The sequence below is a fragment of the Streptomyces sp. URMC 126 genome (genome assembly GCF_051386555.1).
Taxonomy (GTDB): domain Bacteria; phylum Actinomycetota; class Actinomycetes; order Streptomycetales; family Streptomycetaceae; genus Streptomyces.
This window is the reverse complement of record NZ_JBPQTX010000141.1, coordinates 1-17,054: the sequence shown is the minus strand read 5'-3', so window position 1 is coordinate 17,054 and position 17,054 is coordinate 1. Positions and strand designations below refer to the sequence as shown.

Sequence of the window (17,054 nt, the reverse complement as noted above, 5' to 3'; positions counted from 1 at the left end):
CGGGCGGGGTGGCGTCCGGCGCGCCCGGCATCCCGAAGCGCAGGAACGCCGGATACGGGTGGGAGCCGGCGAGGCTGGCGTTGAGGGTGTCCACCGAGTCGGCGCCGGCGAGGGCGGCGCGCATCCAGGCGACGTTCTCCGGGCGGTCGGAGTCGTGGACGGAGACGGCGGAGACGACGGTCCGCGCGGGCCCGTCGAGGGCGCTGAGCAGCAGCTGGTACTTGGGGTCGTAGAGGGCCAGGTCGGCGAGCGGACCGCTGTTGCAGGCGCTGAGCACGACCTCCACGGCGTCCACCCGGTGCAGCGGCACCAGCTTGTCCTCCGGCTTGTAGCACGGCAGGCCGTACGCGCAGCGCGGGCCCAGCAGGCCGGGGACGGCGGGGACCGCCGGGTTGAGCCCGCAGACGGTGAAGTCGCCCAGGTTGACGCTGTCGTCCTTGCCGTGGCCCTGGAAGACCACCCGGCGCCACCGGGTGCCGAGGATCTCGCCCTGGACGTCGGCGCGGGCGAAGTCCCGGTCGTCGAAGACCCGGACGCCGTCCGGGCGGGGCGGCCGGTCGGTGTCGGTGAACAGGCCCAGCGCCTCGACGCCGGGCGCCGTGGCGGCGTACTGCTTGGCCACGTTCCAGGCGACGGAGGCCCCGTCGCGCCCGCTCAGCAGGGTGAGGGCCCGTTCGGCCCCCCGGTAGGCGGCCAGGAGCAGGTCGCGGACGGGGGAGAGGCGGAGCCGGTCGTGGACGCCGACGAGGAGGAGGGTTCCGGGGTGGCGGGCGGGGAAGCCCGCGGCGTCCGCGAGCTCCCGCTCGTCCAGCCACCGGCGGGCCAGCGGCCGGGCCAGCTCGGCCACGCCCGGGGGCAGGTCGCCGGGGCCGAGGACGATGCCCAGGTCCAAGGGGTGCGGCGAACGGACGCCCGCGTACAGGCCGTTGGCCGCGGCGAGGGCGTCGGCGAGGTCGGGGCGGCCGTCGACCGGTACGGGGACGGGCGGGCGGCCGGGGGACGCCAGGAACGCGGTGACGGCGGCCGGGTAGCGGCCGGCGGCGGCCGGGCGGAAGACCTCGGGGCCCGGCGCGGCGGGCGGCCGCTCGTGCCGCTGTTCGCTGACGGTGGGGTTCATGGGAGGGCACCTCGTGTTCGTACGCTGGTCCGTGGACGCCGGGCGGGGCCGGCGGGAAGGTCGGGGGGCTCGGCGGGCGCCGGGCCGGCGGACCGCGCGCCGGACGCCCCGAGGGCGCGCTCTCCCCGGCCTCCGCGCTCCCCGTCACGCCGCCCGCTCCGCCACCGCCACCGACCGCCGGCCCAGCAGCCTCCGGCCGGCGAACGCCAGGCCCGCCCCCACGCAGGCCGTGACCGCGGCGGCGGCGAACACTCCCCGCGGCCCGAGCGGGTCCATCATGAGCCCGCCCGCCTGCTGGCCGGCCGCGTCGCCCACCACCGTGGCCAGCGACGCCCAGGTGAACGCCTCCGCCAGGTAGCGGCCGTCGGCGACCTTGCTGACCAGGGTCATCTCACTGGCGGCCACCAGGGCGATGGGCGCGCTGCCCACGGCAAGCGCCGCCGCCAGCGTCAGTTGCGAGACCGCGAGCAGCGGCAGCGCCGTGCCGGCGGCGTACGCGGTCACCAGCCACGGGAACCTCCGGTGCACCGCCACCCTCGACTGCGACCGCCCCAGCCAGAGCGCGCCGACGGCACTGCCGACACCCCAGCACGCGTACACCAGCCCCGTCCCGCCGGGCGAGCCGTGCTCGGCGACGAACGCCGGAATGGCCAGCGTCATCAGCCCGACGGGCACGGCGCACACCACCATGACCGTCATCAGCGTCAGCATCGCGGGCTCCCCGAGCGGCCCGAGCGGACGCCGCTTCGCCACCGCGCCGCCCGGCTCCGCGACCGTCCCGCCCCCCGCCACCGGGAACCGGGCCAGGGCCAGGCCGAGCGCGCCCGCGCCGCCGACGACGGCCACGGCCGTCAGGGCGAGCCCCGCCGAGCCGGGGAGCATCAGCGCGGCCAGCAGCAGCGGCGCGGTCACCATCAGCACCTCGGTCAGCAGCGCCTCCCACAGATAGGCCGTCTCGCGCTCGGCCTCCGTGAGCGGCAGGCGGGCCCACAGGGAGCGGATCGAGGCGTTGGCGGGCGGCAGCGCGATCCCGGCGACGAGCGCCACCACCGGCTGCGCCCAGTCGCCGGGCCGGGTCGCCCACACCAGCAGGGCGAGCGCCGCCGGGTGGACGACCCCGGTGGCCAGCAGCACCGGCCGCCGGCCCCTGCGGTCGACGAACCGGGCGATCAGCGGACTGCCCACCGCCATCCCGACGGTGTACAGGGCGGCCACCGACCCGGCCCGGGCGTACCCCCCGCCCTGTTCGCGGACGACGAGGACCATCGCCAGCGACATCAGGTACACCGGCAGCCGGGCCACCACGCTCCAGCAGGCCGCGCCCGCCACGTGATGACGCCTGATCAGCTCACGGAAGCCGTGCGGCAGCCCGTCGGTCACTGTGCCTCGCCTCTCGTCCGGTCTCTCCCGCCGCGCCGGACGGCGCGTCAGGGGTGTGCGGCCCCGGCCCGCCGGCCGGCCGCCGCGGGCACGGGCGCCAGGTCGATGACGAAGGCGTCGAGGACGGCGCGCATGCGCCGCTCCACCTCGCCGACCGAGGCACCCGTCACATGGACGTACCCCGACGCGTTGTGCGAGGCGCGGCGGGCCGTCACCACGTCGCCGACGCCCACCTTGAGAACGGCTTCGACGACCCCGGGGATGCGCGCCAGTTCCTCCGGGGAGGTGACGGCCCGCACCACCCCCGAGCCGGGCAGCGGCAGCAGCAGGTCGCCCGCGCAGCAGCGCCGCCCGTAGCGGAGGGCGGGCCGGCGGCCCAGGTAGACGTCCAGGGTGGCGCCGAAGACGTCGAAGCCGTAGGCGTGGCCGTGGTTGGCGGTGATCTCGCAGCCCGCCAGGCGCACGCCGACCTCGCCCGCGTACACCTCGCCGTCCACCAGGAAGAACTCCATGTGGACATAGCCGTGGTCGAGCTCCATGCCCTCGGCGACGCGCCGTACCAGCGCGCGGAGGTCCACCGGCGGGCCCTCGCCGGTCGCCACGCTGATGTTGGCGTTCATGGCGCCGTCCACGATGTCCAGCGGCCGGCACGGCATCGCGCTGGGCCAGGCGTCCAGCACCCGCCCGGCGTGGACCAGCGCGCACACCTCCCACTCCGTCCCGCCGAGGAACTCCTCGACGAGCCACTCCCGGGCGCCGAAGTCGATCGCCGCGAGGGACGCCGGACCCGTCAGCCGGTGGGTGTCCACGCAGGCGAACGAGTCCACCGGCTTGAGGACCAGTGGCCAGCCGCGGCGCTCGGCGAACCGCTCGACGTCCGCCGGCCCGAACACCCGGGCGTAGTCGGCGGTCCGCAGCCCCAGCTCGCGGAACCTGTCCTTCATCGCCTGCTTGTCCCGCACCCACGCCACCTGCCGCCGCGTCAGGTGCGGCAGCCCGACGAGCTCCGCGAACCGCTGGGCGACGGCCTGCCGGGGCTCCGACGGGTTGCAGAAGCGGTCCGGCCGGACGGGCAGGCCGGCCGCCCAGCGCTCGTACCGGGCGGCCTCCTCCTCCAGCGGGACGCCCTCGCGCACCCAGAACGCCGGCACGTGCGCCGTCTCGTCCAGGTAGTCGTCCGACAGATCCCGGCGGACCTCCGCGAAGCGCAGCAGCACCAGCCGCCCGGGCAGCGCCCGCACCGCGTACCGGGAGAAGGAGCAGGCCCGGTCGTCGGCCAGCAGCAGCACCGGCTCCCGGTCGCTCACGCCGCCCCGGTCGCTCACACCGCCTCCAGGGTCTGCCGGAGGTCCTTGACGGCCAGGATCTGCTCCGCCTCGGTGAGTTCGGGGGAGAGGGGGACGCACAGGGTGCGGTCCAGCAGGTCGCGGGTGCGGGCGAAGCCGTCGCGGCTGAGCGCGAGCGGGCCTTCGGGGGCCAGGTTCCACGGGAAGCCGTCGGCGTACAGCGACCGGCGGCCGGTGAGCACGGGATGCTCGGGCAACAGGTACTTGCCGAGCGTCCAGTTGGCGATGGACCGGGCGGTGAGCGCGGCGACGGCCGCGTCCCGCAGCTCCCGGCTCTCCCACCGGAACCGCACACTGGTCTTCACATCGCCCGCCGCCCGCGGCAGCACCCGCAGGTCGGGGCGGGAGGGCAGGCCGTCCATGGCGATCGCGTGGTGCCGCTCCAGACCGGCCAGCACTTCGTCGAGGTGGCGGAACTGCTGGAACTGGATGGCCGCCACCCCCTCGCTGGTGACGAAGTTCTCCCCGAAGTGGGCGTCCGCGTCCCACGTCGGGTAGTGGCCCGGCACCCGGGCGGAACCGTGGTCGTGGTAGCGGCGCATGGTGGCCCAGGCGTCGGGGTCACCGGTGGTGACCAGCCCGCCCTCGCCGGAGGTGAGCACCTTGTTGTGGTGGAAGCTGAACGTTCCGGCGTACCCCGCCGTCCCCACGTGCCGGCCGTCCGGGAACCGCGCCCCGAGCGCCTGCGCGCAGTCCTCCACCACATAGGGAACGCCCTCCGGCAGCGGCGCCACCGCGCCCTCCATATGCGCGGTGATCACCCGTTCCGCGCCGGCCGGCAGCAGGGACGGATCCAGCGAGAGGGACTCGTCCACGTCCACGAGCACCGGGACCAGCCCACTGGCGAGCACCGCCCCCGCGACCGCCACGAAGGTCACCGCCGGGATGTGGACGAGGTCGCCGGTGCGCGGCCGGGTGGAGATCAGCACCAGCCGCAGGGCCTCGGTGCAGTTGTGCACGGCCAGCACGTGCCGGGCCCCCAGGCGTTCGGCGACCCGCCGCTCCAGCCGGGAGGCGACGGACTCGCCCTCGGTCTGGTAGCGGAACAGCACGCCCTGGCCGACGGCCTCGCGCAGCTCGCGCAGGTCCGACCAGTCGAGGTAGTTGGCTCCGTAGGGGAGGAAACGCTGCCCCAGGCGCTTGTCGAGGCTCATGACGCATCGGACTCCGTGATCGGGTACGCGGCGGCGTCGACGACCATCTCCTGTCCCCGGTGGTTGCGGAGCAGCAGGCCGTCGGGGAGGACGGTGAAGTAGGGCTTGGCGACGGGGATTTTGCCGATCTTCGTCGTGAGGACGTACTGCGGGACGCCGAAGCCGGTGATGTGGCCCTGGAGGCCCTCCATGATCTCCCAGCCCTTCTCCACGGAGGTCATGAAGTGCGAGACGCCGGTGACGTTGTCGCAGTGGTAGAGGTAGTACGGGCGGACGCGGACGCGCAGCAGCTCCGTCATCAAAGTGCGCATGGTGGTGACGTCGTCGTTGATCCCGCGCAGCAGCACGGTCTGGTTGCCCACCGGGATGCCGTGCCGCAGCAGCCGGTCCACGGCGGCGGCCGCCTCCGGGGTGATCTCCTTGGGGTGGTTGAAGTGCGTGTTCAGCCACACCGGGTGGTACCGCTCCAGCATGGCGCACAGGCCCTCGGTGACGCGCTGCGGGAGCAGCACCGGGAACCGGCTGCCGATACGGATGATCTCCACGCTGGGGATGGCCCGCAGCCCCGAGACGATCTCCTCCAGTTTGCCGTCCGGGTAGGACAGCGGGTCGCCGCCGGTGAGCAGGACGTCCCGGATCTCCGGATGTTCGGCGATGTACCGCAGGTCCTCGTCGAACGACCCGCCCTCGTCGTCCCGGAAGTAGGTACCGGACAGGTCGGTGGTGTGGAACTTGCGGGTGCAGTGCCGGCAGTAGACCGGGCAGGCCTCCGTGACCAGCAGGATCACCCGGTCCGGGTACTTGTGCACCACCCGGTTGGTGCGGCGGTAGTACATGTCCCCGACCGGGTCGACGTCCGAGCCCGGGAACTCCGTCAGCTCCGCCGGCGCGGGGACGGCCTGGAGGCGGACGGGGCACGACGGGTCGTCGGGGTCCATCAGGGACGCGTAGTACGGGGTGACGCTCCAGCGGTACTTGCCCGCCGAGCCCTCGACGGCCTTCTCCTCCTCGGGCGTCAGCCGGATCCAACGGCGGGCCTTCTCCACGGTGTTGATGCGCTTGCGCATGTGCCAGCGCCAGTCGTCCCACTGCGCCGCGGGGACGCGGGGGCGGAAACCGGCGGGATCTGCGGGGGGCGGGGGTACACCGGGTGTGTCCGACATGGCGGCTCCAGCGTCGACAGGCGGTCGGTGGCGTGGTGCGGGTACGGGTGGGACACGTGCGGGGTGCCGGCTCCGGCCGGGCGGCGTCACGGGGGCGCGAGGGAGAGCTGCCGGACGCTCCGGGCGACGCGCTGGGCGCCCCGCAGGTCGTCCGCGGCCGGGTCGAGGACGTCCCACGGGCCGTGGTCCGGCGGCGCCCACAGGGCGGGGTCGCCCGGGTCGTGCGCCACCGGGAGCGGGACGGCCCGGGCCACCCGCCCGGCCAGGTCCCTCTGCGCCGCGCCCAGCGGCGGCAGCAGCGCGAGCGGCGCCCGGCGCGCCTGCGCCAGGGCCAGCGCGCCCGGCGTGGGGGAGGCCAGGAGCACCGCGCGGCCGGCGTGCAGGGCGTCCGCGTCCACCGCCGCCGCGCGGTGCACCCGTACCGCGCCGCCGCCGGCCGCGGCCGCCAGCGCGGTACGCACCGTCGCCAGGGCGGTGTCGCTGACGACCTCGCACCGGCCGGTGCGCTCGGCCGCGGCCCGGGCCAGGGCGGCCAGCGGCCCCCGGACGAACGCCTCGGCCTCGTCGGCGGGGACGCCCCACAGGGACAGCAGGACGAGGGTGCCGGCGCGGTCCCGGTTCCTGGCCGTACGGGCGGGCGCGAGCAGACCCGTCGGGCGGACGCCCGGCGCTCCGAGCGGCACACCGTCCGTCGTTCCGTCCTCCGTCCCGGCCGGGCCGGGCAGCCAGCCGGGCCGGTGCAGCCGGTACAGCGCCCGGCCGGCCGGGCGGGGCGGGACGGCGGGGAGGTGGCCCGCGTACAGATGGAGCACCGGGACGCCCCGGGCCAGCAGCCGCTCGGTCGCCGCCGAGTCGTCGCAGACCAGCGCGGCGTCGGCGGGCGGGCCGGGGGCCCCGGACGCGTCGGGCGGACCGGTGACGGTGGTCAGCCCGCCCAGGTGCGCGGCGATCCGGCGGCACGCCAGCACGGAGTCCAACTGCCGCTCCCGGCACACCAGGCGCACACGCATCCGCGGGGGCGACACCGCCCCGCCCGTCGGGGTCAGTACCGCCATGGCGGCACCGCTCCCAGCCGGGCGACGTCGTCGCTGTACCCCGCCGCCGTCGTCGAGCAGCCCCCGCACAGCTCCGGACCGTGCGCGCGGAAGAAGTCCGCGTGCGCGCGGAACACGGGCGTGTCCAGCGCCACCACGCCGTTCTCGCGCAGCGGCGCGCCCGCGGACGGCCCGTCGCCGCCCTCCCGGTGCGGCAGGCAACTGCACGCGTACGTCCGGCCGGAGCGCGCGTCGAGGTAGACGACGTCGTCGACGACGTGACACAGCGGCCGGGACGCGCGCGGGGTCACCGACTCCGTGAAGTACCGCTCCCGCTCCTCGGGCGTGTCCCCGTAGAACCGCTTGCCCAGCGGCACCAGCAGCTCGGCCGGGTCGGCGTCGTAGACCGGGTCGCACACCTGCCGGACGTGGTCGGGGTCCGGGTAGGCGATGGAGCGGTCCAGCTTCAGCGCCGACAGCTCCCACTGCCGTACCCCGGCGTCCGTGAGGACCTTCTGCAGCAGCGGCATCTCGGTGTAGTTGTGCGGCCCGACGACGGTGTTGACCCGCGGCAGGACGCCGAGCCCCGCGGCGGCCCGCAGTCCCTCCAGCCCGTTGTCGAACATGCCGGGGGAGCGGCGGTAGAGGTCGTGGGTGGCCGCCGAGGCGCCGTCCAGGCTGACGATCACCTGGGCCAGCCCGGCGTCGGCCAGCCGGCGGGCCATCCGCGGCAGCAGCATCCCGTTGGTGATCAGGGACATCCGCATGTCGGCCGCCGCGCCCACGCGCACCAGCTCCACCACGTCCCGGTGCATGAGCGGCTCCCCGCCGGTGAAACGGACGTACCGCACGCCCGCCAGACGGGCCTCGGGCAGCAGCTCCTCGAAATCCTCCACGGAGAAGCGGTAGGCGTCGCGCGAGAGCGCGAACTCGCACATGAAACAGTCGGCGTTGCAGGCTTCCAGGATCCTGACGAACAGATAACGGTGACGCTGGCGCATCGGCGCGCGACCTTTCGGACCGTACGGGGGGAAGACGTCACGTACCGGGGGACGCGGAGGCCGGCGGGCAGGGCCGGGGCCCCCGCCGCACTATCTCCCGCACCACGCCCGCCACTTGCGCGGCGCCCCCGGTGCCGACGGCCGCGGCCAGGGCTCCCCAGTCGGTGACGCCGCCGGCCCGCCGCAGCGCCGCCCCGAGGGCGGCCTCCAGGGCGCCCGACACCGTCCCGCCGGACCGGGCGGCCCCGGCCACGGCGCCGTAGACCAGCTCCAGGGCGTGCTCCTCGCCCTTCGCGCGCAGCGCCAGCGCCTCGTCCTCGCGCAGGACGTCCGCCGGCCACCCGGCCCGTACGTCCGCGCCGACCGCTCGGGTGTGGAAGCGGGCGTTGAGGATCTGGCTGACGTTCTGCGGCGGCAGGCAGACCGCCGGCACCCGCAGCGTCCCGGCCTCCAGCAGGGTCGTCAGGCCCGGGGACGTCACGAGGACGTCGCAGCGCGCCAGTTCGGCGAGGAACGCCGCGTGCGGCAGCGGCCCGGCCGTCACCCGCAGGGCCGGGGGGACGTCCGCCGTGAGCCGGGCGAGCAGGCCGGCCGGCAGGTTGCCGGCCAGGCGCGCCTCGCGGACGCCGTGCGCGGCGAGCGCCCGCAGCGCGGCGGGCACCACGGCGCGGGGGTAGGCCGTCCAGTCGGCCAGGCCCGGAGCGCGCAGGCCGCCGAGGCTGACCAGCGCCCGGCGCCACGGGCGGGCGCCGGGCCGGTCCGCGCGGGCGCCCGGGACGGCGCCGACGATGGCCTCGACCCAGCGCAGGGAGCGCGCGGAGGCCAGGACGTCCCCGCACTCGGGCGGCAGTTCGGGGCAGCGCTGGGCGCAGTAGGCCGTCGCGTCGAGCGGCAGGCCGGCCCGGTCGCCCTCGGTCCAGAGGAACGGCAGGCTGTCGACGAACACGGTGGGGACGCCCGCGGCCTCCAGTGCCGTGGCGACCCGGCCGTCCAGGACGACCAGCGCGGCGCGCGGCCGGTGGGTCCGGGTGAGCTCCTCGACGGCCGGGCGCAGGCCGTCCCCGGCGGGCAGGTCGTACCAGGCGTCGACGTCGTGCGCGGCCAGCAGGGGACGGCCGAGCGCGGACCCCAGGCCGACGAACCGGAGCGGCGCCCGGTCGCCGGGCCGGCGGAGGGCGCCGAGGACGGCGCTCAGCTTGCCCGCGCTGCCCCAGCCGAACTCGACGCCCGTGACGGCGACGGTCGCGGGCGACGGGGCGGGAGGGCGGAGAGGGCGCATCGACGGGTTCCTTCTCGGTGCTTCCCCGGACGTGCCGTGAGCGGGCGTGGCGGGGGAGGTCGGCGGGCGGTACCGGGGCAACGCTCACGTACTCGCCGAGCGAGCACAAGGGCCGAAACCGGAGGATCCCCGCCAAGAAGGAGAATCCGTTGGTAAATATCTATATACGTTAAATCAGTCTTTAGGGGCGTGTGGGGCTTTGGGGGAACGTGTGTGGGGCGCCGGAGGCCCATGGGTTCCCCGGGGTGGCGGCGCGATCGTCACCCCGGGTGGTGAGCTCCCGGCGCGTGGCGCCGGAGAACGCACCCGGTGGGGTGCGTTCTGGCCGGATCCCGTCGTCAGGCGGCCGAGGCGAGACTGACCGGAGCGGCGATCTGCACGCGCTTGAGGTGGCGGGTCGGGTCCTCGAACGCGTTGCGCGAGTGCAGCATGCGCCAGTTGTTCCAGACGATCATGTCGCGCTCCTCGTACTGGACGGCGACGTGGCTCTCGTCGTAGATCGCCTTGCCGCGCTTCAGCAGCCGGGTCGCCAGGTCGTCGCCCTCCGGCACGACCAGGTTGTTGTAGGAGAAGCGGAAGACGCGCTCCCCGTCGACGTCCTCCAGAACCGGATGCTCCACGGTGTGGTGCACGCCCCGGCGGGCGAGCCCCTCGGTGGACTTCCAGGTGTAGGGGGTCTCCAGGAAGTGCCGCTGCTCGTCCTCGGTGAACTCGCGCAGGACGCGCTGCCCGTCGAGCATCGTCGTCTCGCCGCCCGGCCCGGACGCGGGCTTCACGCACCACAAGGCCATGTAGCGCGGCGGGAGTCCGCGGAACTCGTATCCCTCGGAGTGCGGCACCAGGGGCTTGCGGTTCTGGGCGTGGTAGATGTCGTCCATGTCGGCCTCGGGCTTCAGATCGCCGATCACCGTTCCGGTGGGCGTCGGCTGGAAGTCACCGAGCTCCTTGAGGAAGGCGACGTGGTCGAAGCTTTCCGGAACGTTCACGAGATGGACGTATCCGTTGTTTCCCAGGAGCTGGCGGAAGGCGTAACGGAGAACGCTGTCGGGCAGCAGGTCGTGATTGACGTCGTAGCAGGAGAGAACGCTGTCGGGGGACTTGGGCATGGCTGCTCCTCGTGTGGCGCCCGGTGGGCGGGTAAGGGTGTGAGTGAAGGGGAATGCGGGGAACGGCGGCCGGACGGCCGGGAGTTCCGCGTGGAAGGTGAAACGGCTGATGTACGGGAAAGGGAATGCCGGGCCGACTCGGCGGAACCGTACGGCCGTTCCCTTGACCGGCGGCCGGTATTTCCCGGCGGGGCCGGAATTCCCGCTCGGCGGGATCCCGGGATCAGGCGAACTGGTCGTATCCGAGCCGGATCACCATGGCGGCGACGACGAACAGCAGCACGCCTCTGATGAATCCGCTGCCCCGGGACAGCGTCATGCGCGCGCCGACCAGCGCGCCCGCGACGTTGAACACGGACATGCCGAGCCCGAGCGCCCACAGCACATGGCCCTGCGCGGCGAAGACCAGCAGTGCGCCCAGATTGGTGCCGACATTGATCATCTTCACGGTCGACAACGCCTGGATGAATTCCAGGCTGAGCAGAGTGGTGAAGGAGATGATGAGAAAGGTTCCGGTGCCCGGGCCGACGAGGCCGTCGTAGAAGCCGATGCCGGCCCCCGTCAGCAGGACGAGGCGGGCGACGTGCCGGCGCTCCGGGGCGTCCCGGCAGGCGTCGGGGCTCGTCGGCGAGGAGGTGCCGAACTGCGGGCGCAGCAGGACGAAGGCGGCCACCGCGACGAGGAGGGCGAGGATGACCGGGCGCAGGAAGTCGGAGGACACGGCCGTCGCGACCAGTGCGCCGGCCGCGGATCCGGTGACGGCGGCGCCGCCGCCGACCAGGACCACTTTCCGGGAGATGGGGTGTTTCCGGCGGTACACCATGGCCGCCGTGAACGTGCCCAGCGTGGCGGCGAGTTTGTTCGTTCCCAGCATGGAGGCCACGGGGTACGAACCGGCCGTGACGAGAAGCGCGGGCAATTGCAGGAGACCGCCTCCCCCCACCACCGCGTCGACCCAGCCGGCCATGGCGGCCACGGCTAACAGGGCGACTACAGCTTGCCATTCCATAAAGTGACCGAATCTTTCCAGGGAAAAGTCCCGGGCGGGGACGGTGAGCGGTGGGGGAAACCGCGCGCGGCGACGGCCGGAACGGCACGTGAACGCGGCGCGCGGGTGAGCTGCGCGGGGGACGGCGTATTCCGCACGGCACACGGCCGCGCGGACGGCGAACTGAATGCGGGGACTGCTGCGGTACGAACGGTCGCGGGTGGCGCGGGAAGATCAACTAGCCGAAATCGTATGGCCGTCCTAGCTCTGCGTCACTCCCTGATTGCGTGATGAGAGCCAGGTCACATACGACCGTGAAGCGGTTGCCCGCGGCACCATTCGGCGGGGTGGTGGGAATGCCCCCGAGTGCCGAAGCGGCCGCTTTCCCGCGCGCGATGGCCGGGAAAGCGGCCGGGCCGGTTCGCCGAGCGGGAAAGCGGCCGGCCGCCGAAGCGGAATCGGCGGCCGGGAAAGGGCGCGCAATTCCCGTGACGGCCGGGCCGGTTGAGAATCGCGCCGTGGCCGGGCGGTGTCAGGCGGCCCCGGACTCCCGCCCGCCCGCCACCGGTTCGGCCACCGCCTCCGGCGGATGGCCCGCGCGGCCGGCAGGGGCGCGCGGACGTCCCGCCCCACATCGCCGGGCAGCCGACCGGCCAGGGCCGAGCAGGGCCTCTGCGGCTCCACCTCGCCGGGGGCCGCCGGCAGCGGGACCGTCCGGGCCCGGCCCACCGTCCGCGTGGGCCCCGGAACGCGAAGCTCCGCCGGGCGTCGAGGGCGGTGACGACCAGGGCCTCGGTGAAGGAGTGGCGCAGCGTCTTCCCGGCGGGGACCGTCCAGCGCTCCAGCGCGAAATACGGCCCCGCCGTCGGCAGCGGCCGCGTCCCGCCGCGCGCGGGCAGCGCCACCCGGGGCCGACGGGCCCGTCCGGATGGTCCAGGGCCGGCTCGCGCGGCGTCCGCCCGGCGAGCGGCCCGTCCGTGACCCGGGCGATCTCCCCGTCCGCGTCGCCGACCTCCCGGGTCTCGGCCACCCGGCCCGCCTGGAGCCCCGGTGCGCCCCGGCCGGTGGGCGACGGCCGGACGTGCGGCTCGACGGGCGTGGTGAGTTCCGGCGGGTATCAGGGGGCGTCGGGCGCCGCGCTCACAGAATGGGCTTCCCGCCGGTCACCGCGACGCGGGCGCCGGAGACGTAGCTGCCCTCGTCGGAGGCGAGCAGCACATAGACCGGCGCCACCTCGGCCGGCTGCCCCGCCCGGCCCAGCGGGGTGTCCTCGCCGAACTTCTCCACCTGCTCGGGCGGCATGGTGGAGGGGATCAGCGGCGTCCAGATCGGCCCGGGAGCCACGCTGTTGACCCGGATGCCGCGCTCTCCCACGAGCTGCGCCAGCGCGGCGCAGAAGTTGGCGATGCCCGCCTTGGTGACGTCGTAGGGCAGCAGCGTAGGCACGGGCGTGTCGGAGTTCACCGAACTGCTGCCGATGATCGAGGCCCCGGCGCTCATGTGCGGCAGGGCGGCCTTGCACAGGTGGAACATCGCGCTGAGGTTGGTGGCGAGGGTGCGGTCCCACTCCTCGTCCGGGATCTCCTCCAGTGTCGTGTGGGTCATCTGGAACGCGGCGTTGGAGACGAGGACGTCGATCCGGCCGAACTCCTCGACCGCCTTGGCGACCACCTCGCGGCAGTGCTCGGGCCGGGCCAGGTCGCCGTGGACCAGCACGGCCCGCCGGCCGGCCTCCTCCACCAGGCGCGCGGTGTCCCGGGCGTCCTCGTGCTCGTCCAGGTAGGAGATCAGGACGTCGGCGCCCTCCCGGGCGTAGGCGATGGCCACGGCCTTGCCGATGCCGCTGTCGCCGCCGGTGATCACCGCCGCCTTGCCCTTCAGCCGCCCCGACCCCCGGTAGCTCTCCTCGCCGTGGTCCGCCCGGGGCCGCAGCTCCTTCTCGACGCCCGGGACCTCCTGCCGCTGTGCCGGCCGGCTGCTCATCGTGCCTCCTCGCTCCGCGCCCCCGCGCCGCCGGCCGGGCGCGGCCCTCGGCCGCCTCGGCCGGGGCCCGCGGGGCCGCCGGTTGGCTGGGTCGTTCTCGGTACCGCCTCCGCGTACCCGCCCGGGACGGGACAAACGCACCCAGCGGAGCGGGCCCGCCTCCGCGACGGGTCCGGCCCGCGTGAGCGGGCGTGCGCCGGGGTGCCGCGCGGGCCCCGGGCGGCCCGGCCGCTCCCCGGCGCCGCCGCCCCGCACACGAGCGAACGAGTGATTCGTCCCCGCACGGGGCAGGCGGTGCGGCGACCAGGGAAAGGGGAAACACCGTGACCGCTCTCGGCCTGCCCGCCACCGTCCGCGCCTGTCTCTTCGACCTGGACGGCGTTCTCACACAGACGGCGACCGTCCACGCCGCGGCCTGGAAGGAGATGTTCGACGCCTACCTCGCCGAGCGCGACGGGCCGGACTTCCGGCCGTTCGACCGGGTGGCCGACTACGACACGTACGTCGACGGCATGCCCCGGGCCGACGGCGTCCGCTCCTTCCTCGCCTCGCGCGGCATCACCCTCCCCGAGGGGACCGACGACGACCCGCCGGACCGCGAGACCGTGCACGGCCTCGGCAACCGCAAGAACGCCCTGGTCCTGGCGAAGATCAAGAAGGAGGGCGTGGACGCCTACCCGGGCTCCGTCCGCTACGTCGAGGCCGTCCGCGCGGCCGGGCTGCGCCGGGCCGTGGTCTCGTCCAGCGCCAACTGCCGCGACGTCCTCGTCGCGGCGGGCATCGAGGACCTGTTCGAGGTGCGGATCGACGGGCTCGTCGCCACCGAACGGCACCTGCCGGGCAAACCGCACCCCGACACCTTCCTCGCCGCCGCCGAGGCGCTCGGCGTGACCCCGGCCGAGGCCGCCGTCTTCGAGGACGCCCTGGCCGGCATGGAAGCCGGCCGCGCCGGGAAGTTCGGCCACGTCGTGGGCGTCAACCGGGCGGACCAGGCGGAGGCGCTGCGGCAGCACGGCGCGGACGTCGTCGTGGACGACCTTTCCGACCTTCTGGGGGAGACGGCGTGATCACTCATCCGGCCTTTCTGGTCGAACCCTGGTGCCTCCGCGAGACCGAGCTCAACCTGGGGGTGCTCTCCCAGAGCGAGTCGGTCTTCGCCCTGTCGAACGGCCACATCGGCTGGCGCGGCAACCTCGACGAGGGCGAGCCGCACGGACTGCCGGGCAGCTACCTCAACGGCGTCTTCGAGTTCCGGCCGCTGCCCTACGCCGAGGCCGGCTACGGCTACCCGGAGTCCGGCCAGACCGTCATCAACGTCACCAACGGCAAGGTGATCCGGCTGCTCGTGGACGACGAGCCGTTCGACCTCCGCTACGGCAAACTCCACCGCCACGAACGCGTCCTGGACTTCCGCACCGGCCTGCTGCACCGCACCGCCGAATGGACCTCGCCCAGCGGCCGCAGCGTCCGCGTCCGCTCCACCCGGCTGGTCTCCTTCACCCAGCGCGCGGTGGCGGCGGTGGCGTTCGAGGTCGAGCCCCTCGACGGCGACGTGCGGATCGTCGTCCAGTCGGAGCTGGTGGCCAACGAGGAGATGCCCGACCCGGGCGGCGACCCGCGGACGGCGTCCCGGCTCAAGGACCCGCTCGTCCCGGAGCAGTGCGCCGCCCACGGCTCGCGGCTGCGGCTGCTGCACCGCACCGCCCGCAGCGACCTGAAGATCGCCGTCTCGGCCGACCACGTCGTGGACGGGCCCGAGAAGACCGAGACGCACTCGGAGAGCAGCGAGAACCTCAGCCGGCTCACCGTCGCCGCGCGGCTGAGCTCCGGACAGCGGCTGCGAGTGGAGAAGTTCGTCGCCCACGGCTGGTCGGCCGTCCGCTCGGTGTCCGCCGTGCACGACCAGGTGGACGCCGCGCTCGCCGGCGCCACCAGCACCGGCTGGCGCGGCCTGCTCCAGGAGCAGCGCACCTACCTCGACCGCTTCTGGGCCCGCGCCGACGTCGAGGTGGACGGGGACGCCGAGATCCAGCAGGCCGTCCGGTTCGCCCTCTTCCACGTCCTTCAGGCGGGCGCCCGCGGCGAGGCCCGCGCCCTGCCCGCCAAGGGCCTCACCGGACCCGGCTACGACGGCCACTGCTTCTGGGACACCGAGACCTTCGTCCTGCCCGCCCTCACCTACACCGCCCCCCAGGCCGTCGAACAGGCCCTGCGCTGGCGCCACAGCACCCTGCCCGCCGCCCAGGCCCGCGCCCGCCAACTCGGGCTGCGGGGCGCCGCGTTCCCCTGGCGGACCATCAACGGCGACGAGTGCTCCGCCTATTGGCCGGCCGGCACGGCCGCCTTCCACGTCAACGCCGACATCGCGGACGCGGTGGTGCGCTACGTGTCCGCCACCGACGACGAGGACTTCGAGCGGGAGATCGGCCTGCCGCTGCTCGTCGAGACGGCCCGGCTCTGGCGGTCGCTGGGCCACCACGACCACCACGGCGACTTCCACATCGACGGCGTGACCGGCCCCGACGAGTACAGCGCCATCTGCGACGACAACCTGTACACGAACCTGATGGCGCAGCACAATCTCCGGTCGGCCGCCGCCGCGGCCGAACGCCACCCGGACGCGGCCGGCACCCTCGGCGTGGACGACGAGGAGACCGCCGCCTGGCGCGACGCCGCCCACCGGATGACCCTGCCGTACAACGAGGAACTGGGCGTCCACGAACAGTCGGTGGGCTTCACCGGCCACCAGATGTGGGACTTCGCGCACACGGGCGAGGACCAGTACCCGCTGATGCTGCACTTCCCCTACTTCGACCTCTACCGCAAGCAGGTCGTCAAACAGGCGGACCTCGTCCTCGCCATGTGCCTGCGCGGCGACGCCTTCACCCCCGAGCAGAAGGCGCGCAACTTCGCCTACTACGAGGCGCTGACCGTCCGCGACTCGTCCCTGTCCGCCTGCGGGCAGGCGGTGATGGCCGCCGAGGTGGGCCATATGCGGCTCGCCTACGACTACCTGGGCGAGGCGGCCATGATGGACCTCTCCGACCTGGAGGGGAACACCCGCGACGGGATACACATCGCCTCCCTCGCCGGCACCTGGTTCGCGCTGGTCATGGGGTTCGGCGGGATGCGCGACACGGGCGACGCGCTCGCCTTCGCGCCCCGGCTGCCCGAACAGCTCGGCAGGCTCGCCTTCAACCTCCAGGTCCGGGGGCGCCGGCTGCGGGTGGAGATCACGGGCACCACGGCGACCTACACCCTCCTCGAAGGGGAGTCGCTGGACATCCTGCACTGCGGCCGGCCGCTGACGGTCACCCCCGCCTCGTCGGAGTCCCGCGAGGTGCCGAAGCTGCCCGTCCGGCCCGCGCCGGACCAGCCCGCCGGCCGCAGCCCGGCGCGCCGCCGCGCGGTCGCCCACGCCGAGGCGGAGGCGCCCCCCGGCTACCGGTGAGGCGGCCGGCGGGGGGGGGGGGGCCCCCCCCCCCCCCCCCCCCCCCCCCCGG

At 74.5% G+C, this 17,054-nt stretch carries 12 protein-coding genes and 1 pseudogene; 2 read left to right on the top strand and 11 right to left on the bottom strand.

The features are described 5' to 3' along the window. The 11 genes and pseudogenes from ACSNOK_RS18395 to ACSNOK_RS18345 form a co-directional block, all read right to left on the bottom strand. Positions 1-1,117: pseudogene (locus ACSNOK_RS18395) on the bottom strand (hypothetical protein); the annotation flags it as partial. Positions 1,118-1,261: 144 nt separating this feature from the next. Beyond that, positions 1,262-2,497, bottom strand: a complete 1,236-nt coding sequence (locus ACSNOK_RS18390) for an MFS transporter (protein ID WP_436781793.1) — start codon at positions 2,495-2,497, stop codon at positions 1,262-1,264. Between the two features lie 47 nt (positions 2,498-2,544). Next, positions 2,545-3,822, bottom strand: a complete 1,278-nt coding sequence (locus tag ACSNOK_RS18385; RefSeq protein ID WP_436781792.1) for an ATP-grasp domain-containing protein — start codon at positions 3,820-3,822, stop codon at positions 2,545-2,547. Continuing rightward, a complete protein-coding gene (locus ACSNOK_RS18380; protein WP_436781791.1) occupies positions 3,819-4,997 on the bottom strand; it encodes a DegT/DnrJ/EryC1/StrS family aminotransferase in 1,179 nt (392 codons plus the stop codon). The genes ACSNOK_RS18385 and ACSNOK_RS18380 overlap by 4 nt, the downstream gene beginning before the upstream one ends. Then, positions 4,994-6,160, bottom strand: a complete 1,167-nt coding sequence (blsG, locus tag ACSNOK_RS18375) for an arginine 2,3-aminomutase (protein WP_436781790.1) — start codon at positions 6,158-6,160, stop codon at positions 4,994-4,996. The genes ACSNOK_RS18380 and blsG overlap by 4 nt, the downstream gene beginning before the upstream one ends. 86 nt (positions 6,161-6,246) lie before the next feature. Continuing rightward, positions 6,247-7,215 (bottom strand): CGA synthase-related protein, encoded by a 969-nt coding sequence (blsF, locus tag ACSNOK_RS18370; protein ID WP_436781789.1) that lies wholly within the window; start codon positions 7,213-7,215, stop codon positions 6,247-6,249. Then, positions 7,203-8,195: a cytosylglucuronate decarboxylase gene (gene blsE / locus ACSNOK_RS18365; RefSeq protein ID WP_436781788.1), complete on the bottom strand. Its 993-nt coding sequence runs from the start codon at positions 8,193-8,195 to the stop codon at positions 7,203-7,205. Before blsE ends, blsF begins: the two co-directional genes overlap by 13 nt. Before the next feature lie 37 nt (positions 8,196-8,232). Continuing rightward, complete coding sequence (locus ACSNOK_RS18360; protein ID WP_436781787.1) at positions 8,233-9,474, bottom strand: hydroxymethylcytosylglucuronate/cytosylglucuronate synthase; 1,242 nt, start codon at positions 9,472-9,474, stop codon at positions 8,233-8,235. A gap of 338 nt (positions 9,475-9,812) precedes the next feature. After that, positions 9,813-10,580: a TauD/TfdA family dioxygenase gene (locus tag ACSNOK_RS18355; RefSeq protein ID WP_436781786.1), complete on the bottom strand. Its 768-nt coding sequence runs from the start codon at positions 10,578-10,580 to the stop codon at positions 9,813-9,815. Between the two features lie 223 nt (positions 10,581-10,803). Beyond that, positions 10,804-11,589, bottom strand: coding sequence for a TSUP family transporter (locus ACSNOK_RS18350; protein WP_436781785.1), 786 nt, complete (start codon positions 11,587-11,589; stop codon positions 10,804-10,806). 1,119 nt (positions 11,590-12,708) lie between these two features. Continuing rightward, positions 12,709-13,551 carry an SDR family oxidoreductase gene (locus ACSNOK_RS18345; protein ID WP_436781784.1) on the bottom strand — a complete coding sequence of 281 codons (843 nt, stop codon included), beginning with the start codon at positions 13,549-13,551 and terminating at the stop codon, positions 12,709-12,711. A gap of 323 nt (positions 13,552-13,874) precedes the next feature. On the opposite strand from ACSNOK_RS18345, the gene ACSNOK_RS18340 reads away from it, so the two are divergent. After that, positions 13,875-14,618, top strand: a complete 744-nt coding sequence (locus tag ACSNOK_RS18340) for an HAD family hydrolase (RefSeq protein ID WP_436781783.1) — start codon at positions 13,875-13,877, stop codon at positions 14,616-14,618. Continuing rightward, positions 14,615-17,002 carry a glycoside hydrolase family 65 protein gene (locus ACSNOK_RS18335; RefSeq protein WP_436781782.1) on the top strand — a complete coding sequence of 796 codons (2,388 nt, stop codon included), beginning with the start codon at positions 14,615-14,617 and terminating at the stop codon, positions 17,000-17,002. The genes ACSNOK_RS18340 and ACSNOK_RS18335 overlap by 4 nt, the downstream gene beginning before the upstream one ends. The last annotated feature ends 52 nt before the right edge of the window (positions 17,003-17,054 follow it).